The 19450-nt window shown below is 43.5% G+C and carries 15 protein-coding genes; 8 read left to right on the forward strand and 7 right to left on the reverse strand.

From position 1 onward, the window contains the following. Positions 1-54: 54 nt before the first annotated feature. Positions 55-429 carry a septal ring lytic transglycosylase RlpA family protein gene (locus LPA49_RS17320; protein WP_143474501.1) on the forward strand — a complete coding sequence of 125 codons (375 nt, stop codon included), beginning with the start codon at positions 55-57 and terminating at the stop codon, positions 427-429. Here the strand turns inward: LPA49_RS17320 and cydC are convergent. Genes cydC through LPA49_RS17345 form a run of 5 tightly spaced genes read right to left on the reverse strand, consistent with a single transcriptional unit; the run spans position 426 to position 6792 of the window. After that, on the reverse strand, positions 426-2162 hold the full coding sequence (gene cydC / locus LPA49_RS17325) for a thiol reductant ABC exporter subunit CydC (RefSeq protein ID WP_199524587.1): 1737 nt from the start codon (positions 2160-2162) through the stop codon (positions 426-428). The two genes, LPA49_RS17320 and cydC, sit on opposite strands and share 4 nt — an antisense overlap. Continuing rightward, a complete protein-coding gene (gene cydD / locus LPA49_RS17330) occupies positions 2155-3915 on the reverse strand; it encodes a thiol reductant ABC exporter subunit CydD (RefSeq protein WP_230237335.1) in 1761 nt (586 codons plus the stop codon). The genes cydC and cydD overlap by 8 nt, the downstream gene beginning before the upstream one ends. After that, on the reverse strand, positions 3905-4057 hold the full coding sequence (gene cydX / locus LPA49_RS17335) for a cytochrome bd-I oxidase subunit CydX (RefSeq protein WP_036969707.1): 153 nt from the start codon (positions 4055-4057) through the stop codon (positions 3905-3907). The genes cydD and cydX overlap by 11 nt, the downstream gene beginning before the upstream one ends. Before the next feature lie 12 nt (positions 4058-4069). Next, positions 4070-5209 (reverse strand): cytochrome d ubiquinol oxidase subunit II, encoded by a 1140-nt coding sequence (cydB, locus tag LPA49_RS17340; RefSeq protein ID WP_206770737.1) that lies wholly within the window; start codon positions 5207-5209, stop codon positions 4070-4072. Beyond that, positions 5206-6792 (reverse strand): cytochrome ubiquinol oxidase subunit I, encoded by a 1587-nt coding sequence (locus LPA49_RS17345; protein WP_036969704.1) that lies wholly within the window; start codon positions 6790-6792, stop codon positions 5206-5208. Before LPA49_RS17345 ends, cydB begins: the two co-directional genes overlap by 4 nt. A gap of 423 nt (positions 6793-7215) precedes the next feature. Here LPA49_RS17345 and lpxB point away from each other — a divergent pair, with 423 nt between their 5' ends. The 6 genes from lpxB (at position 7216) to LPA49_RS17375 (ending at position 15173) form a co-directional block, all read left to right on the forward strand. Then, positions 7216-8373, forward strand: coding sequence for a lipid-A-disaccharide synthase (lpxB, locus tag LPA49_RS17350; RefSeq protein WP_036969702.1), 1158 nt, complete (start codon positions 7216-7218; stop codon positions 8371-8373). After that, positions 8363-8968 carry a ribonuclease HII gene (gene rnhB / locus LPA49_RS17355; protein ID WP_075594266.1) on the forward strand — a complete coding sequence of 202 codons (606 nt, stop codon included), beginning with the start codon at positions 8363-8365 and terminating at the stop codon, positions 8966-8968. Before lpxB ends, rnhB begins: the two co-directional genes overlap by 11 nt. Next, the gene (gene dnaE / locus LPA49_RS17360) at positions 8968-12459 is read left to right on the forward strand and encodes a DNA polymerase III subunit alpha (protein WP_074988618.1); all 3492 of its coding nucleotides are present in this window, start codon (positions 8968-8970) and stop codon (positions 12457-12459) included. The genes rnhB and dnaE overlap by 1 nt, the downstream gene beginning before the upstream one ends. Positions 12460-12475: 16 nt before the next feature. After that, positions 12476-13432, forward strand: a complete 957-nt coding sequence (gene accA, locus LPA49_RS17365; RefSeq protein ID WP_036969697.1) for an acetyl-CoA carboxylase carboxyl transferase subunit alpha — start codon at positions 12476-12478, stop codon at positions 13430-13432. Positions 13433-13513: 81 nt separating this feature from the next. Beyond that, positions 13514-14824, forward strand: coding sequence for a tRNA lysidine(34) synthetase TilS (gene tilS, locus LPA49_RS17370; protein ID WP_230237337.1), 1311 nt, complete (start codon positions 13514-13516; stop codon positions 14822-14824). Then, positions 14817-15173 (forward strand): hypothetical protein, encoded by a 357-nt coding sequence (locus tag LPA49_RS17375; protein WP_036969693.1) that lies wholly within the window; start codon positions 14817-14819, stop codon positions 15171-15173. The genes tilS and LPA49_RS17375 overlap by 8 nt, the downstream gene beginning before the upstream one ends. Before the next feature lie 51 nt (positions 15174-15224). Here LPA49_RS17375 and LPA49_RS17380 read toward each other — a convergent pair whose 3' ends face one another. Beyond that, the gene (locus LPA49_RS17380) at positions 15225-16121 is read right to left on the reverse strand and encodes a GGDEF domain-containing protein (RefSeq protein WP_230237339.1); all 897 of its coding nucleotides are present in this window, start codon (positions 16119-16121) and stop codon (positions 15225-15227) included. A 139-nt stretch (positions 16122-16260) separates the two neighbouring features. On the opposite strand from LPA49_RS17380, the gene LPA49_RS17385 reads away from it, so the two are divergent. Beyond that, entirely contained in the window at positions 16261-18234 is a 1974-nt protein-coding gene (locus LPA49_RS17385; protein WP_074988616.1) for a monovalent cation:proton antiporter family protein, read from the forward strand. An 8-nt stretch (positions 18235-18242) separates the two neighbouring features. On the opposite strand, the gene LPA49_RS17390 is transcribed toward LPA49_RS17385, so the two are convergent. Continuing rightward, complete coding sequence (locus LPA49_RS17390) at positions 18243-19388, reverse strand: patatin-like phospholipase family protein (RefSeq protein ID WP_036971648.1); 1146 nt, start codon at positions 19386-19388, stop codon at positions 18243-18245. Positions 19389-19450: the final 62 nt, after the last annotated feature.

Here is a 19450-nt window from a genome sequence, read left to right on the forward strand (position 1 = left end):
TAGTTCAGGTTTTACTAAGCAAGGATTTGCTAAATTTATTGATTAAAAAGGACAATCAATATGAACAAACTCTTTATTTTAGTGTTAGCGACCTTGCTAATGAGTGGCTGTAGTAGCGCACCTTCCGTACCAAAGGGCGCGATAGAAAAAGGTAAAGCGAGTTATTACGCTGACAAGTACCATGGTCGAACGACAGCAAGCGGGGAGGCTTTTAATCAACAAGCCTTGAGTGCTGCTCATAAAACACTTAGGTTTGGCAAACGGGTCAAAGTGACGAACCTTGCCAACAACAAAAGTGTGATTGTTACCATTAACGACCGCGGCCCATTTATTCGCGGTCGCATTATTGATTTATCTAAGCAGGCGTTTTCAGAAATTGCTTCCTTAAAGCACGGTGTGATTGACGTTACCGTTGAGCAGCTCGATTAAAAGCGCGTGATCAGCTCAACATAATCAGCTTCGTTTGCAAGCAACTCTGCATGAGTGGCCACTGCTCTTATTTTCCCTTGCTCTAACCAAATGACCTTATCAACCCGGCTAAGCATGGCTGGGTCATGGGTAATAGTGAGCATCGTTTTATCTGCCCAAACTGTCTCAAGTGTATTAAGCAAATGGTATTTAGTGTGGTTATCTAAGCTTTCTGTCGGTTCGTCAAGAATGACTAAATTACCGTGCCTTAATATGGCTTGAGCAATTGCAATACGGCGTGATTGACCGTGCGACAGCTTTCTACCTGCTATGCCTAAACGGGTATTGAGCCCAGCCTTTAAATTGTTAAGCCAAGAGCTGAGTTCTGCTTGTTCGCAGGCTTGAATAAGCATTTCATCTGTTGCATCAGGCGCTGCATAGAGTAGGTTTTCACGCAGAGTGCCATCAAAAATATGATGCTGCTGCGCAACAATTGTCAGTTGTTTAAAGCGTGCTGAAGGTGTCATGCTCTCAAGCTCAAAACTGTGCTCGTCTGTGGTCAGCTTTAAAGAGCCTGATTGCAGTGGCCAAAGACCGGTGAGTAAATTAACAAGCGTGGTTTTACCACTGCCACTGGCACCAACCAGCGCAACCTTGCTTGCAGCACAGACAGACACGTTGATGTTATTAAGTGCCTTATGTGTGCTTCCAGCGTATTGATAACTGACATTACTTAACGTAAGACCGAGCGCTGATTGATTGTCTATTTCATTTTGCTGTGTATTGGCTTTGCTGTGATTGTCTTCAAGTACGAACAGGCGCTCTGCGGCGCTTAAGGTCAGAGGTAATTCTATAAACGCTGTAGGCAGGGTGAGTACAGTTTCAAAGCTTGCTAGAACAAATAATGCCAGCATAGCCAGTTCAACGTTTTTCATGGTGCCCAGAGAAACCAATGGAATAATCATAAACACACTTGTCAGCATAGTCAGTTGAATAACTAAGGTGCTTAAACCATTGCTGTTTGCAACCGCTTTATGGCGGCTATAAAGCTGAGCATTGTATTGTTGGCTTAAAGAATCACAATGCGTGAGTTGAGCGTTTTGTGCTTGATATACAGCAAGCTCTCTTGCCCCTTTTAATGTATCGGCAAGTTCAGCTCTTAATTCTGCACTAAGTTGTGTTTCGACATGCGCTTCTTTATGAAGTTTACGGCTTAGTAAAGCCGGGAGTAGCACCCCTATAACCATTAATGAAATAAAGCATAGCAATGCAACGTCGGCGTTATACGCTGCCATAAACGCCAGCACAATTGGGATAGTAAAAAGCGCAACGATGATTGGTAGCAGCACATTTAAGTAAAACTTATCGAGCGCGTCGACATCGTTTTGTAATCGATTGACTAAATCGGCACTGCGGCTCATTGCTAAATCGACATTATTGAGCCGACTCAGTGTTGCGAACATTTTTACGCGAATCTCGCTCAATAATAAAAATGTCGCGTTATGTGTAATCATTCGCTCGCCATAACGCGATGCGGTTCGCACAATCGCTAAAAAGCGGATCACGCCTGCTGGAGTAAAATAGTTCATCTGCACACCGGCAATGCCAGCGGCAGCCATCGCGGCCAAAAACCAGCCTGAAATAGCCAGTAAACCCACATTAGCCAGCACGGTTAAGCTTGCTAAAAAAGCCCCCAGTAACAGCATGCCAGCATGCGGTTTGCATAGTTTAAGTAAGCGTACAAAATTATGCATGGGCTTCACCTCGACTTACCAGTTTTGCAAATAGCCCCGCGTCGTTGACCAGTTGTTTATAACGGCCCGATTCTACAATGCTGCCTTGCTGCATTACGTAAAGGGTATCAGCGTGCTTTACCGTATTAAGTCTGTGAGCAATGACCAAGACTAAATGATTTTTCGCATATTCACAGATTGCTTGGTTGATAAGCTGTTCTGTTTGGCTGTCTAAATGTGCTGTAGGTTCATCGAGTAGTAGAACTGGGGCATCTTTTAAAAATGCACGGGCAAGCGCTATGCGCTGTTTTTGCCCACCGGAGAGGCCTTCACCTTGCTCACCCAGTAAGGTATCAAAGCCATGTGGTAAAGCGTTAATAAATTCAAGTGCGCCCGCTTTACTGGCGGCTTCAATGAGCTCATCTTGGCATGCATCAGGTTTGGCTAGACGCAGGTTGTCGGCAACACTTCGGTAAAATAAAGTGGCGTGTTGAGGGATCCATGCAAGCTGTGCATGCCAATCACTTAAAGCCGTGTCACTTAAGGGTTGTCCGTTGATGTTAATGGCGCGGTTAGCGTGATGATGAAAACCTAACAGGCAGTCAAATAAAGTACTTTTCCCTGAGCCACTTTCGCCAACAAATGCAATTAAACCCGTGTTAGGTAATGTTAAATTGATATCTGTCACCCCTTCGTTTGTTTCGGGGTAGTGATAGCTGAGAGCGGTTAGTTTTATGTCTTCAAGTGGTAATGGGAGAGGGGATGTACCCGTGTGTTCACCTGCTTCACTGTGATTAATAATCTCGACCATATCAGCAGCAGCGCTGATACCTTCAAGCTTTGCATGGTAGTGGGTGCCCATTTGCCTAAGCGGTAAATAAAACTCAGGAGCCAGTAATAACACCACAAAACCGGTGGCAAAGTCGAGCGTGCCAAAAAACAGCCTAAAGCCAATAATAACGGCAACAAGGGCAACACTAATGGTGGCTAAAAACTCAAGGGCGAAAGATGATAAAAAGGCGACTTTTAACACCCCCATGGTCGCACCACGGTAATCATCAGAAATCTGACTTATGCTATTTAGCTCACGCTTGGTTGCATTAAAGAGCTTGAGTTGAGTCAGTCCTTGTAATCTGTCAAAAAAGTAATTTCCTAGTACCGCTAGCTGTTGCCAACGCTCTTGGTTTAACTGTTCAGCCTTATGGCCCACTAAAATCATAAAAAATGGGATAAGCGGGGCTGTTAATAGGAAAATGAGGCCCGCTTTGTAATCGGTTGGAAAAATCACCACTAATATCGCAAATGGAATAAGTGCACTGTAAGCCACACTTGGAATATAGTTGGCGTAATATTGATGCAGTGCTTCAACACCATTGTGTAAAGTATTAAGTGTAGCGCCGTGACCTTTTTGTTCACTGTAGGCTGGCCCAAGTTTGCTGAGCTTTTCTAGCAATGTATTTCGCATCACGTTTTTTATTTTTAACGCGGCAAGGTTACTCACGCGTTCACTTAGCGCAACCAACAAAGCACGAACTAAAATTAGCCCAGCAAGAGGCCATAATAAAGGGCTTACAGCTTGCAAGTTTGCTTGTTCAAACATGACTTGATGAACCGCGTTTGCAAGAAGGTAACAAGAGGCAATCATTAACAGGGCATTGAAAGTGCCCAGACTAATGCTTAATTTAAGCAGCCCAGAAGCGGACTGACTATACTGCTTTAAAAAAGCGCGCAGCGTTTGCTGCTGCGCGCGATTTGGTCGGGGTTTAGTTGTCATCGTTGTTTTTGAGTCTCGCGTACAGCTCTAGCTCATCATCAGCGATAGAATCTTTATGTTGATGAAATTCGTACCACATCACGTTAATTACCCCAAGTGTACAGGCTAATAGAACACCTAATATCCAGGCAAAATACCACATAATTTAATCTCCTTAATAGCTACCGTGAGTGTTGTTTTCGATTTCAGCGATAGTGACTTTTCGCCACATCTTCACATAACACCAGGTCGTGTAAGTTAAAATTAAAGGAACAAAAATAATGGCAACAACAAACATAACATTGAGGGTCATATGGCTCGAAACCGCATCCCACATAGTAAGACTAATATTAGGGTTGTTGCTTGATGGCATAATAAACGGGAACATTGACATGCCTGCTGTTAAAATAACTCCAGCCAACATGATGCTTGATGAAACAAGTGCTAACGCAGGCTTTTGTAATTTAGATAACACAATAGCCAGTGCCGCCATCACAAATGTTAGCGCTGGGAAAAGCATCGTTAGTGGCATTTTTGTATAGTTATCAAGCCATGCACCTGGTGCCTGCGTTACTTTTTTAGCCAGTGGGTTCGCATAGCCTTGAGTGTCGCCCATGCTGACGATTGTATAACCGTCAATTTGCGATATCCAAACACCTGCTAAGGCAAACAATACAATAAACGCCATAAGTGCATATCGGCCATATTGTGCTGAGCGTTTGGCTACGTCTGCATCGGTACGAAGTTGCAGCCACATACCCGCATGACCAACCAACATAAGCACACTTATTAAGCCAGCAACAATGGCAAATGGATTAAGTAAAGCAAAGAATGAGCCCTGATAGCTTACACGTAATAAATCGTCAATATGATAAGGCACACCTTGTAGCAAGTTACCAAAAGCAACCCCAAATACGAGTGCAGGAATAAAACTGCCTGCAAACAAGCCCCAATCCCAGTTATTTCGCCAACGAGCTGACTCAATTTTTGAGCGATAATCAAACCCAAGTGGTCTGAAAAACAGCGCAAATAAGACCAACATCATTGCAAAATAAAAGCCTGAGAATGCAGCAGCATACACCATAGGCCATGCAGCGAATAATGCACCCCCAGCGGTAATAAACCACACTTGGTTACCATCCCAGTGAGCCCCGATGGTATTTATAACGGTTCGGCGCTCGACATCTGTTTTGCCAACAAGGCGGAGCAAAATAGCTACCCCCATATCCATGCCATCGGTAACAGCAAAGCCAATCAGGAGCACACCGATTAATACCCACCAGATTAATTTTAGTGTTTCGTAATCAAAGATCATGACTGTACTCCTTGGCCTGCTAGCGAGTCTTCTTTAATGAGTTCGTGATGATATTTACCTGTGTGCAAAGAGCTAGGCCCTTGTTTAACAAAGCGCAGCATCAACCAACCTTCAACGGTTGCTAGACCGGTGTAAAATACAATAAAGCCCGTAATGCTGATCAGCAAATCATTTACCGTTAACGAGGAGGTTGCTAAAAATGTGGGTAATATTTCTGAAATAGCCCATGGTTGACGTCCATATTCAGCAACAATCCAACCGAACTCAATAGCAATCCAAGGTAATGGAATACTCCACACGGCGGCCCAGAGTAACCAACGCTTATGCTCTATAACGCGTTTGGCGTTATAGTAAAAGGCCAGTACAAAGACCCCTAACATAATCACACCGCAGCCAACCATTATCCTAAATGACCAAAACATGGGCCCCACTTTCGGAAATGAGTCTTTCACCGCTTTCTGAATTTGCGCTTCTGTGGCATCAACCACATTAGGAGTGTAGCGTTTAAGCAACAGACCATAACCGAGGTCAGCTTTCAGTGTATCGAACTTGGCAATGTTCTCGGCGGAGTCATCACCACCACGCAATTTTTCGAGATACTCGTATGCTTGCATACCGTTACGAATACGTGTTTCGTGTTGTTTTTCTAAATCTTTGATACCCGTGACTTGTTCATCAATCGAACGTGTCGCAATAATGCCCAGCGCATAAGGTATTTTAACCGCAGCATGGGTGACTTGCTGTTCAGAGTCAGGAATACCTACCAGTGTAAATGCTGCGGGCGCTTCTTCTGTGTGCCATTCAGCCTCGATTGTAGCCAGTTTAACTTTTTGCACTTCGCCTACTTCATAACCAGACTCATCTCCTAGTAAAATAACGCATAAAATAGAGGCAAGGCCAAAACCTGATGCAACAGAGAATGAACGTTTCGCAAAGGCCAAATCACGACCTTTGAGTATGTACCAACTACTGATGCCGAGTACGAACATTGAAGCCGCGACATAACCGGCAGACACCGTATGAATAAATTTAACCTGTGCGACGGGGTTGAATACTAGCTCCGCAAAGCTGGTCATTTCCATGCGCATGGTTTGATAGTTAAACTCTGCGCCCACAGGGTTCTGCATCCAACCATTGGCAATCAAAATCCATAATGCCGAAAGGTTGGTGCCTAAAGCCATTAAAAAGGTCGCTGCAAGGTGTTGGCGTTTTGTGAGTCGCTCCCAACCAAGGAAAAACATGCCGACAAAGGTCGATTCTAAAAAGAACGCCATCAACCCTTCAATAGCCAGAGGAGCGCCAAAAATATCACCCACATAGTGAGAGTAATAAGACCAGTTAGTACCAAACTCAAACTCCATAGTGAGACCAGTAGCCACACCAATCGCAAAGTTTATACCAAACAACTTACCCCAAAATTTAGTCATATCACGGTAAATTTCACGACCTGTCATCACATAAACGGATTCCATGATCACCAAAATCCACGTCATACCTATAGTGAGTGGTACAAATAGAAAGTGAAAGAGGGCAGTAATTGCAAATTGCAATCGCGATAGATCCACAAATGTTTCATCTATCATTGTTTAGCTCCTTATTAAAGGGTGCGGTAGACACGACAAAAAAAATAGCTTTCAAAGTTTCAGTAATTACTGAAACTTCGTGAATATTAACCTTGTATCTATTTTAGTCAATAGAAAATAGGAAATTAATATGATAGCGATTGTTCGTTAATTCTACAGATTAGAGATAAAAACTAAATATTTCAAATGATTAATCTATAGTTTAAGAAAGTAATTAATTACTAATTCAACCCCTTTGACTTACTCAAAAGTGAGTAGCCCCCTGTGCTGGCATTGTTTTTATCTATTTTATAAACGGCTTTTAGAGCAACTTTTAATCGCAATTTTAATTTCTAGTATTTATTAACTCTGTGACATTTATCCGATTGCTAAAACACGGTAAACTCATTTTTATTAGTGCAGAAAGTTGCGAATTATCAACGAATGAAAGAACAAACAAAGCCGTTACGTATTGCCTTGGTGGCAGGTGAGTTATCAGGTGATATTTTAGGTGAAGGGCTCATTAAAGCACTTAAAGTACGTTTCCCAGATGCTATTTTTGAAGGAATTGCAGGGCCGCGTATGCAAGCTGCGGGTTGTACAACGTTATTCGATATGGATGAGTTGTCGGTAATGGGGCTGGTTGAAGTGTTGGGGCGCTTACCGCGCTTATTAAAAATTCGCAAACAGCTCGTGCAACATTTTATAGATAATCCGCCTGATGTGTTTATTGGTATCGATGCGCCAGACTTTAATTTACGTGTTGAAAAGCCGCTAAAAGAAGCGGGTATCAAAACAATTCAATATGTGAGCCCCTCTGTTTGGGCGTGGCGTGAAAAGCGTATTCATAAAATCAGCGCAGCAACTAATTTAGTGTTGGCTTTATTACCATTCGAAAAAGCATTTTATGACAAACACAACGTGCCTTGCACATTTGTTGGTCATACGCTGGCTGATGATATTGCGCTGGAGCATGATCAGAGCAAAGCGCGTAATGCACTCGGTTTATCAGATTCAGACAAAGTATTGGCGCTTTTACCGGGCAGCCGAGGCTCAGAAGTGGGTCTTTTGAGTGACACTTACATTCAGACCGCCGCTAAACTACAGGCAGAAAACCCAGCACTGAAAATAGTGGTACCACTCGTTAACGAAAAACGAAAAACTCAGTTTTGTGACATTCTAGAAAAAACAGCCCCTCATTTAAAATTACAGTTACTCGATGGCCAGTCAAATCTTGCTATGCAAGCTGCCGATGCGATTTTACTTGCCTCAGGGACCGCGACATTAGAAGGCATGCTCTATAAAAAGCCAATGGTAGTAGGGTATAAAATAAAGCCAATGAGCTATTGGATATTTAAAACGCTGTTTACCTTTAACATCAAGTACTTTTCGCTACCGAATTTACTGGCCGATGAAGAGCTTGTCCCCGAGTACCTACAAACAGAATGTAATGTTGATAATTTAACAAATGCACTCACACCTATGTTAAATTCAGATAATAGTGAACTAAAAGCACGCTTTTTAGCGATTCATAAAGAAATTAGGTTAAATGCCAACGAACAAGCTGCAACAGCAGTCGCGGAGTTACTAAATGCAGATTGATCGACCACATGTAAATTATATTGCCGGTGTTGATGAAGTAGGACGTGGCCCGCTCGTTGGTGACGTAGTAACCGCCGCGGTGATCCTCGACCCTACAAAACCGATTGTGGGACTAGCCGACTCAAAAAAATTATCGGATAAAAAACGCCAACTTTTAGCTGCAGAAATTAAAGAAAAAGCCCTGTGTTATGCCATTGGTCGTTGTAGCCCAAGCGAGATTGACGAGCTTAATATTTTACATGCCACTATGCTGGCAATGAGCCGTGCGGTTGAAGGACTCAGTGTAAAACCTGAGTTTGTATTTATTGACGGTAATCGCGTTCCTAGCCAATTAACCATACCTGCGCAAGCGGTAGTTAAAGGCGACAGCTTAGTGGAAGAGATTTCGGCTGCATCAATTCTTGCGAAAGTGGCCCGAGACGACGAAATGATTGAACTCGATAAACGCTATCCAGAATACGGCTTCGCAGGACATAAAGGTTACCCTACCAAAGCGCATTTTGCTGCACTAGAACAGTATGGTGCTATTAATGAGCATCGCAAAAGCTTTAAACCTGTGCAGCGCATTTTGGCGTTAAAAGGAGAGCAACGCTAATGCCTGCGCCGCAATTTGTTCATTTACGTGTTCATTCTGATTTTTCAATGGTGGATGGCCTCGCAAAAACAAAACCAATCGTTGCCAAAGCAGAAGAGCTACAAATGCCAGCGCTGGCCATAACAGACCAGATGAACTTATGTGGTTTGGTGCGTTTTTATGGGGCTGCACATGGCGCTGGAATTAAGCCAATTGTGGGAGCTGATTTTTGGTTACGAAGCCCAGAATTCGAAGATGAACCATGCCGAATAACTATTTTAGCCAAAGATAACGAAGGCTATAAAAACCTCACGTTATTAATCTCTAAAGCGTATCAACGCGGGCATGTTTTTCATCGTCCCGTGATTGACCGTGAATGGCTGGTGGGGCTCAAAAATGGCCTCATAATTTTATCAGGCGCAAAAGATGGCGATTTAGGCAAAGCATTACTTAAAGGCAATGCCGGCCTGATTGAGTCGGTGGTGAGTTTCTATAAGCAACACTTTAGTGACCACTATTATATTGAGCTTATTCGGACTGAGCGCCCGTTTGAAGAAGATTACCTTCATTTAGCGGTAGAATTAGCAAGCCAAGAACAACTGCCCGTGGTGGCCACTAACGAGGTGGTGTTTTTAAAACCTGAAAACTTCGAAGCCCACGAAATTCGTGTTGCAATTCATGATGGTTACACCCTTGAAGATAAGCGCCGACCAAAACGTTTTTCTGATCAGCAATACCTAAAAACAGCTGAGCAAATGGCTGAGCTCTTTAGTGATATTCCTGAAGCGCTCGAAAACACCGTTGAAATTGCAAAACGCTGTAACGTAACCGTACAGTTGGGCACCTATTTCTTACCCGATTACCCAACGGGCTCGCTCAAAATCGATGAATTCTTAGTTAAAGTATCGAAAGATGGTCTTGAAGAGCGATTGCAGTTTTTATTCCCCGATGAAGAAGAGCGAAAAGAAAAGCGCGTAGAATACGATGAGCGCTTACAAATCGAGCTCGATGTAATTAACCAAATGGGGTTCCCGGGTTACTTCTTAATCGTAATGGAGTTCATCCAGTGGAGTAAGGATAACAATATTCCAGTGGGACCAGGACGTGGCTCGGGTGCGGGCTCGTTGGTTGCATATGCACTTAAAATTACCGACTTAGATCCGCTTGAATTTGACTTACTATTCGAACGTTTCTTGAACCCTGAACGTGTATCCATGCCCGACTTTGACGTTGACTTCTGTATGGACAGACGTGATGAAGTGATTGATCACGTATCGGCATTGTATGGCCGCGACGCGGTATCGCAAATTATCACCTTTGGGACCATGGCTGCAAAAGCGGTTATTCGTGATGTGGGGCGTGTACTTGGCCACCCTTATGGGTTTGTCGATCGCATATCAAAACTAGTCCCTGGCGACCCCGGTATGACGCTTGCGAAAGCGTTTGATGTAGAGCCGCGTTTACAAGAAGCCTATGACGGTGACGAAGAAGTAAAAGAGCTTATCGACATGTGTCGCATTCTTGAAGGGTGTACACGTAATGCCGGTAAACACGCAGGGGGGGTGGTAATTTCACCCACCACGATCACCGATTTTGCTGCACTTTATTGCGACGATGAAGGCAAGTTCCCGGTAACTCAATTTGACAAGAATGACGTTGAAACCGCAGGCTTGGTTAAGTTCGACTTCTTAGGTTTAAGAACATTAACCATCTTGCAATGGGCGCTCGACATGACCAACGAGCGTTTAGCGCGCGAAGGTAAAGACCCCGTTGATATCAATGCTATCCCGCTTGATGATAAACCCAGCATTGACTTATTGCTCCGCGCTGAGACGACCGCGGTTTTCCAGCTAGAATCGCGCGGCATGAAAGACCTTATTCGTCGTCTAAAACCCGACTGCTTTGAGGATATGATTGCACTCGTGGCATTATTCCGACCGGGTCCACTGCAATCAGGCATGGTAGATAACTTTATCGACCGTAAGCATGGGCGTGAAGAAATATCGTACCCCGATGTACAATGGCAACATGAAAGCTTACAGCCAATATTAGAGCCGACCTACGGCATCATCCTGTATCAAGAGCAGGTAATGCAGATTGCTCAGGTACTGGCAGGGTATACCCTTGGTGGCGCAGACATGCTTCGCCGTGCAATGGGTAAGAAAAAACCTGAAGAAATGGCCAAGCAGCGTTCAACCTTCGAAGAAGGTGCAGAAAAGAACGGTATTGACGGCGAACTAGCGATAAAAATCTTCGACTTGGTCGAAAAGTTCGCAGGTTACGGCTTTAACAAATCTCACTCTGCTGCTTATGCATTGGTGTCGTATCAAACTCTGTGGATGAAAACGCATTATCCGGCCGAGTTTATGGCGGCCGTAATGTCGGCTGATATGGATAACACCGATAAAATTGTTACCTTGGTCGACGAATGTGAAAACATGAAGTTAACCTTGCTGCCGCCTGATGTAAATGCGGGTGAGTACAAGTTTACGGTTAACTTAAAAGGCCAAATCGTTTACGGTATTGGTGCGATTAAAGGGGTGGGTGAAGCCCCAGTAGAAGCCATTTTAGAAGCGCGTAAAGAAGGCGGCCCGTTTAAAGACTTATTTGATTTTTGTGCTCGCGTTGATTTAAAACGTTTAAATAAACGCGTAGTAGAAAAACTTATTTATGCGGGGGCGCTGGATCAGTTAGGCCCTGATAAAACCCAGCCTGGTCGTGCAACATTGTTAGCTAGTTTAAAAGATGCCATGCGAGCGGCAGACCAGCACCATAAAGCGGAGTCGCTTGGTCAGGCTGATTTATTTGGTTTATTAGCCACAGAGCCAGACGAAGTTGAACAAGCCTTTATTAAAGCCCCAGACCTTACGGATAACGAATGGTTAGACGGTGAAAAAGAAACGTTAGGGCTGTATTTAACGGGCCACCCGATTAATCAGTACCGAAAAGAGCTTAAATATTATACTTCGGGGCGTTTGGTTGATTTGCAGCCAACGAATCGCGATGTGCAGTCAACCGCTGCAGGCTTAGTCATTGCGGCGCGTACGCTCATAAATAAAAAGGGAAATCGTTGGGGTCTTGTAACTTTAGATGACAAGAGTGCCCGTATTGATGTACGCTTATTCCCAGAACAGTTTGAAATGTACCAAGATATGCTGCAAGTTAACAATATCTTGGTAATATCTGGACAGGTCAGCTTTGATAACTTCTCCGGTGGCATTACAATGACCGCCAGAGACATATGCACCATTGCTCAAGCGCGAGAAAAGCGTATAAAAGCGATTAAAATGACGCTGAATATGGTGCAGATCGAGGCGAACTTCTTCGATAATTTACAAAAAGTGCTTGAACCTTATAAGTTTGGCACGTGTCCTATTAAAGTATTCTATCAACGTCCTGATGCGTTGGCTGAGATTACGTTAGGAACCGAATGGTGTGTTACGCCTAGTGATGACTTAATTCACAAGTTATCACTGATGGCGGCGCAAGATGTAGAACTAGAATTTAATTAATTAGGTAGTTTAGAGCATGAGCCTCAATTATCTTGATTTTGAGCTTCCAATCGCAGAATTAGAAGCAAAAATTGAAGAGTTACAAAATGTAAGCCGCGCTGGCGAATTAGACCTTGGATTAGAAGAGGAAGTCAGTCGATTAAAAGAAAAAAGCGCTGAAATGAAAGAGAAAATTTTCTCTGAGTTAGGTGCTTGGCAGGTTTCACAGTTAGCCCGTCATCCGTTGCGTCCTTATACTCGTGATTACATCGAGCGCATTTTCACGGAATTTGACGAACTAGCAGGTGACCGTACTTTTGCTAACGATCCCGCTATTTTAGGCGGTGTAGCGCGTTTTGAAGGCCAACCAGTCATGGTTATTGGTCAGCAAAAAGGGCGTGATACAGCTGAAAAAATCAAACGTAACTTTGGTATGCCAAAACCAGAAGGCTACCGTAAAGCATTACGTTTAATGGAAATGGCTGAGCGTTTCAAAATGCCTATCATGACATTTATCGACACGCCGGGAGCATACCCAGGTGTTGGCGCAGAAGAACGTGGTCAATCAGAAGCGATTGCACGTAATCTTAAAGTGATGGCTGCATTAAAAGTACCGACGATCTGTACTGTTATTGGTGAAGGTGGTTCGGGTGGGGCATTGGCAATAGGCGTGGGTGACCGCGTAAACATGTTGCAGTACAGCACTTACTCAGTAATTTCACCAGAGGGTTGTGCATCAATCCTTTGGAAGAGTGCAGATAAAGCGCCTATCGCTGCAGAAGCAATGGGTGTAACAGCTGCACGTGTTAAAGAACTAGATTTAATCAACAACGTGATTGAAGAGCCACTGGGTGGCGCACATCGTAACTACGATGCAATGGCGCGTAACCTTAAAAATCAACTAAAGCGCGATTTAGCTGATTTACAAGGCTTGTCACTTGATGAAATGCTTGATCAGCGTTACAAACGTTTAATGTCGTTTGGTTATTGCTAATTAGCATAATGATGAAAAAGCCGCTTTTGCGGCTTTTTTTGTTTTATAATACAACGCAATTTATTTTAAGCGTGCCAGTCGATGTTAACTTTGCCACTTTATACCGATTTTCGTAAAGAACTTGAGCCTTTAATTACAAAGGGGCACAAGGCGTATACTGTTGCCTTGTCTGGTGGTGTCGACTCTGTGGTGCTTTTGCATTTAATGGCTGAATTACACCGTGAAAATACGGCACTGAGTGTAGATGCTGTGTATGTAAATCATGGCTTGAGTGAATATGCAGGGCAGTGGCAATCATTTTGTGAAACGTTAAGCCGCTCTCTTGCAGTGCCATTTAAAGCAATAAAAGTGAACATTGAAACACAAGCACGAACCAGCCTCGAGGCGCAAGCCCGAGACGCACGCTATGATGCGCTCGATACGCATAGTCCAAAAGGCAGCGTGTTGTTACTAGGTCAGCATTTAAATGATCAGCTTGAAACGTTCTTTTTGCGCCTAAAGCGTGGTTCAGGCTTGCAAGGGTTAAGTGCAATGCAACAACAAAGAGTGTTGTCATCTGGGCGTGTTTGCTTTAGACCCTTGCTTAATGTGACTCGCCAGCAAATAGAGCTATTTGCTGAACAGCTTGGAATTCAACATATTACAGATGACTCAAACAGCGACGAGCGCTTTGACCGTAATTTTTTACGTCATCAGGTGATCCCCGTTTTAAACGACCGCTTTCAGGGCTTTGAGAAAAGTGCTGCGCGCAGTATTCGCTTATTACAGCAGCAACAATCACTGTTAGATGAATACACAGAAACAGACCTTGCACACTGTCAAAATAAACACGGCGGTTTAAGCTGTTGTGCGATTAAAGATTTTTCTGATACGCGTAAAGCAAACCTTGTGCGCGCGTGGCTCAAGCAATTTACACATCAAATGCCCTCTGAAAATCAGCTTAAGCAAATTATTGAACAGGGCTTAAACGCACAGGCCGATGCCCAATTAAAAATCTGTTTAGCGAGCGGACAAGTTCGTCGCCATCAACATTACTGGTATTTCGTTACAGAACAGCCAATACCCAAATCATGCGACATAAATCTTGAAACCGTAACCTTATCGGATGGCCGAACTTTAAGACTTAAAACAGGTAAAGGAATTCGATTGCCAACGGCTGATGAGCAGGTGAAAGTGGTGTTTAATTGCCCGCAAGCGCGCATAAAGCCACTTAAAAAGCCGGGGTCAAATACGCTCAAACATTGGTTTAAAGATGCGAAGGTCGCTCCTTGGGTTCGTGCACAAGTGCCGCTTATTTTTTATAATGATCAGCTTGTTCAAGTGGTTGGCTATTTTATCAGTGCTACGCACAGTTCAGATGAAGGCATTTTTTGGGAGAGTGAAAATGAGTGAACAGGCTCATGTTGGTTTATCGCTAGTCAATAAAGCACCGCTGGGTTTTATTGTGTCGATTATAGTTGCGGTTATTGCCGGTTTCTCGTTTGCTGAGCTTGAAATGAGTACCTTGTTTTATGCGCTAGCGGGGGGCGTTGCGTGCTCGTTATTGCTGTTGGGGTATTGGTCAGGCAAAGGCGGCGTGTTTTTTATTTTAGGGGTGTTAACACCCCTCGCTCTCGTTGTTGTGTCGCCACTAACGACCATGGCAGCTTTACTTTATTTACTGAGCGGTTTTTTTGCAGGTTTTTGGTTGGTATTACTCGGTTATAAATTGGCTACAAAAAAGCCTAGCGGGGGAAGCTAGGCTTTTCGTAACGATATTTGCGAATTGTTTTGCGCTTTAAAAATGTGACTTTTAGTACGCTTTTGCGCAGTTTCTACCCGCGGCTTTAGCACGGTATAGGCCTTTATCTGCACGGGCAAACACTTCATTTTCGCAGTCTTGGTTATTCGCAAGCGTAAACCCTATGCTCGATGTTACAGCGTATTGGGACATTAAGCTTGATTGCGAGACTAAACGCATAACGCGATCTGCGATGACTTTGTTAGTGGTAAATTCAGGGTCGTCAATTAACAGCGCAAATTCATCGCCACCAAAGCGAAAAATTGAATCTGTGCCTCGTACACAGTTACGTAAAACGTTAGCAAATTCTTGTAGTACGTCGTCGCCAATTTTATGACCGAAATTGTCGTTCACTTGTTTAAAGTTGTCTAAATCGAGCAACATTAAGCTAAATGGACGATGCTGACGGCGACAACGCTCTAGTCTTTGTGCCAAGCTGTCATTAAATTGACTACGGTTATTTAACCCCGTTAGTGCATCTTTTGTTGCCAAGCGTAATACACGTGTGTACATAATTGCATTACGAAGCGGGTAAACAAGCGCAGCATGTAATTGCTGTAGTTTGGTTTCGATAGCTTGCCCCATAGGAAATTGGCTAAAATAAATTAGCTGACCTAAACGCTCACTTTCTAAATCTAAATCAAACGAGTAGGGAGTGTGCGTGGTATCGCTGTCGACACTTTCAGACACACCCAAAGCCGATTGAAACTGCAACCCAGACAAATTGATGAGCTGTTTTGCATGCTCGGCAAAAATAGTCAAAATCCCCTCAATCGACAGGGTCGTTTGTAATTTTGCCACTAAGTCATGTGTATTGTGCTGTTCACTTATTCGGTAACGTTCTGCCGAAAACGGCATAAAGTCGCCTCTTGCAGACACTCGCTGCGTCAAAATATGGACATTTTCCATGATTGTTCTCCCCCCGGAGTGTTAGATACTCCTTAATAAAGCGAAATTTGTGCCACTTTTTTAAACTGGCTGAAAAACATATGGTTGCTATATTTAAACGAGGGTTCGGCTTTATCATTAAGTAGAAGGAGGTAATTGCTTGCAAAATGTGCTGATTCAAGCCTTTGGGTTACTCGTAGCTGCGGTCATTTTTGTTTGGTTTTTCAAGCGAATTGGCTTACCTCCTATTCTGGCGTACCTCGCAACGGGTTTATTAGCGGGGAGTCATGGTATTGGCTGGATGGCACAAAGCCACGAAATGCACTTTGTAGCTGAGCTAGGCATTGTTTTTTTACTGTTTAGTTTAGGGCTTGAGTTTTCAGTGCCGCGCTTAATGGCAATGCGCAATATTGTATTTGGCTTAGGGTCACTGCAAGTGGTGATCACAAGCCTAGTGTTCATGTTGATTTTACTGTTACTTGAGTACAGCTTACTTAATAGCTTTACGATTGCGAGCTTAATGGCTTTATCATCAACGGCAGTGGTCGTGAAGTTACTCAAAGAATCAGGTGAGTTAAATCAGCGGCGTGGTCAGTTAGCAATTGGCGTGTTGTTGTTTCAAGATATTGCTGTCGTGCCCTTACTTATTATTTACCCCTTACTTGCTCAAAGTGGCTCTGATGAAATTGTTGGCGCACTTGCCTTTGCATTAACCAAAGGTGCTTTTGTGTGTATTTTGTTATGGGCAATAGGCAAGTGGGTACTGCCTAAAGTCTTTAGAGAAATAGCGCTTGTTAGAACCGACGAACTCTTTGTGCTCACCACATTGTTAGTGGCATTGTTTGCAGCCGGTTTAACGTATTTGTTTGGTCTTTCTATGGCGCTGGGAGCGTTTTTGGCCGGTATGATGCTCGGTGAAAGCCAGTACCGTCACCAATTAGAAGCCGATATTAGACCGTTTCGCGATATTTTAATGGGGCTGTTTTTTGTTACCGTAGGAATGCAATTAGATATTTTGTATGTGCTGCAAAGTTGGTATTGGATCATTGCGGTATTAGTCGGTTTATTATTTTTTAAAATTGCGGTTCTGGCTATTTCTGCACAGCTTATAGGCGAGCGAAAGCAAGATGCCGTTGCAGCAGGTATTATGCTGTGGCAAATGGGCGAATTTGGCTTTGTGTTGATTGCACTCGCTTCACAGCATTTATTGATAAGCTCAGAGCAAGCCTCATTTTTAATTGCGGTAGGCGTGTTGTCTATGGCACTGACCCCTTACCTTATTGAAAAAACACCTGTTTTACTAAAGCGTTTGGGTTTGCTTTCTCAGCCAGGGCAGTATTGGCAACAGCCTGCTAATAGCAGCCCCTTGTATCATAACCATGTTGTTATATGTGGGTTTTCACGGGTAGGGCAAACAATCGCTCGCTTTTTAAAGCCCGAAGCCATTGATTACGTTGCAATAGAAAGCAATCCCATTTTATTGCAAGAAGCAAAAGCCGCAGGTGAGCCAATTATATTTGGTCATGTAAAACAAAAAGATATTTTAAAATCTGCAGGGGTTGAACGCGCTCGTTTAGTGATCATAACGTTTACAGACTTTGAGCAGACGCAAGTCGTGGTAGATGCGATAAAGCAAATTGCACCCACCGTTAAGATACTCGTACGTATGCGTGACGACTCTCAGCTCGAAACCCTAAAAGAGTTAGGTGTCACAGAAGTAGTACCAGAAACCCTTGAAGCAAGTTTAATGCTAGTATCACACGTACTGTATATGTCGGGTGTACCAATGACCCGTATTATTCGCAGAGTGAGCAAAGAGCGCCGCAATCGTTATCAGTTTTTAAATGGATTTTTTACCGGTGATAAGCTCGACAGCGAAGAAAGCAGCTCAGACCGATTAGAGTACTTACATGTTATCGCTTTACCTGAACACGCATTCGCTGTGAATCACATGATAAGCGAACTTAAGCTTGAGCAGCGCCGAGTATCAGTTCGTGCATTACGTCGTCAAGACCGTGAAATAGAATCGCCCTCTGAGCAAACGGTATTGCTCGCCGGTGATATTTTGGTATTGCAAGGCAAACCACGCAGAGTAGAGCGCGTTGAACGCTTTTTACTTGATGGATTAGAGTAACGGGTCAGTTACTCTAATTCTAAAAATTTCCGTATTTCGGGCAGTTTTTTAAGCCCATCTTGATAACCAATCTCGATCAATTTTTGGGTGTAACGTTTTTCGAATAACAAGTAACTCGTTAAACTTGATTGAGAACGTTTTTTCACCCCGATCATGCGCAGCAACACTTTAATTGCTAATGGCATATCGTCGTAATACTGCGCAGCAATCATATTAAAGTTTTGCGATGGATTGATAATACAGGTTTCAATTTGTTTCAGTTCTTGGTGCTTGTCACGCGCTGGTAATAACCCAAGCGTACGATTAATACGCTGTAAACGTTCTAAATCAGACTGCAATGTGTCGGTAAAAACACTATCTAACAGGTGACCTGCAATATTAGACAGTCCCGGATAGTGGGGTTGATAACCAGGTGGGTGCAACTCTTTGGGTGCATCGACACCAATAATAAATATTTTTTCAGCCCCTAGATGCACAGAAGGACTTAACGGCGACAATTGGTGAATTGAACCATCGCCAAAGTAATGGTTGTACACATTAACACTTGGAAACACCATTGGAATGGCACTGGATGCCATTAAGTGTTCAACATTAATGCGGGTCGCTTGTCCCTCGCGTTTGGCTCGCTGCCAAGGCTGTTGGGTTAACGACTGAAAAAACGCCACAGAGTCACCCGTTGTATAACTAGAGGCTGTGATTGATACCGCATCAAGGTAGTTTTTGTGAAGATTACGCTCAATGCGTGCTAAATCGAGTATCTCGTTAAGCAGCTTTCTTAACGGTTGATTATTTAACAAGCTTGCGGGTGGGTGGTTAATATGTTCAGACTGAAAGCTCGTTAAAATATTGCGAGTGAGGTGTGAAAATACACTTAAAAAATCACTTTTATAAACTTGCGAGGTGGAAAAGTTGCGCCATACCCATTCAAGCTTTTTACTTGCTAAGTGAGCACAAGAAGCATAACAGGCAAGCGCAGCGGAATTAATTGCGCCGGCTGATGTCCCATTAATAATGGTAAAAGGTAAAGGCGCAGTACGAGGCATACTTTGTGTGATGGCTTTAAGCACACCCACTTGATAAGCCGCTCGGGCACCACCACCTGTTAATAATAAAGCGATTTTTGAGTGTTGTGTTTTTTTTAACTTACTGCTCATGGTTGCATTTAAATCGTTGTGCGTCTTTACTTTATTTATCAACTGTAAGTCTTTAAGCTAGA

It is taken from the genome of Pseudoalteromonas sp. MB41 (assembly GCF_020966275.1).
GTDB lineage: Bacteria > Pseudomonadota > Gammaproteobacteria > Enterobacterales > Alteromonadaceae > Pseudoalteromonas > Pseudoalteromonas lipolytica.

Bases quoted from the DNA above. Each gene is read 5' to 3' on its own strand.
- cydC (WP_199524587.1), bottom strand. From the start codon at position 2,162: ATGCATAATTTTGTACGCTTACTTAAACTATGCAAACCGCATGCTGGC.
- cydD (WP_230237335.1), bottom strand. From the start codon at position 3,915: ATGACAACTAAACCCCGACCAAATCGCGCGCAGCAGCAAACGCTGCGC.
- cydX (WP_036969707.1), bottom strand. From the start codon at position 4,057: ATGTGGTATTTTGCCTGGATATTAGGTGTTCTATTAGCCTGTACACTT.
- cydB (WP_206770737.1), bottom strand. From the start codon at position 5,209: ATGATCTTTGATTACGAAACACTAAAATTAATCTGGTGGGTATTAATC.
- LPA49_RS17345 (WP_036969704.1), bottom strand. From the start codon at position 6,792: ATGATAGATGAAACATTTGTGGATCTATCGCGATTGCAATTTGCAATT.
- lpxB (WP_036969702.1), top strand. From the start codon at position 7,216: ATGAAAGAACAAACAAAGCCGTTACGTATTGCCTTGGTGGCAGGTGAG.
- rnhB (WP_075594266.1), top strand. From the start codon at position 8,363: ATGCAGATTGATCGACCACATGTAAATTATATTGCCGGTGTTGATGAA.
- dnaE (WP_074988618.1), top strand. From the start codon at position 8,968: ATGCCTGCGCCGCAATTTGTTCATTTACGTGTTCATTCTGATTTTTCA.
- accA (WP_036969697.1), top strand. From the start codon at position 12,476: ATGAGCCTCAATTATCTTGATTTTGAGCTTCCAATCGCAGAATTAGAA.
- tilS (WP_230237337.1), top strand. From the start codon at position 13,514: ATGTTAACTTTGCCACTTTATACCGATTTTCGTAAAGAACTTGAGCCT.
- LPA49_RS17375 (WP_036969693.1), top strand. From the start codon at position 14,817: ATGAGTGAACAGGCTCATGTTGGTTTATCGCTAGTCAATAAAGCACCG.
- LPA49_RS17380 (WP_230237339.1), bottom strand. From the start codon at position 16,121: ATGGAAAATGTCCATATTTTGACGCAGCGAGTGTCTGCAAGAGGCGAC.
- LPA49_RS17390 (WP_036971648.1), bottom strand. From the start codon at position 19,388: ATGAGCAGTAAGTTAAAAAAAACACAACACTCAAAAATCGCTTTATTA.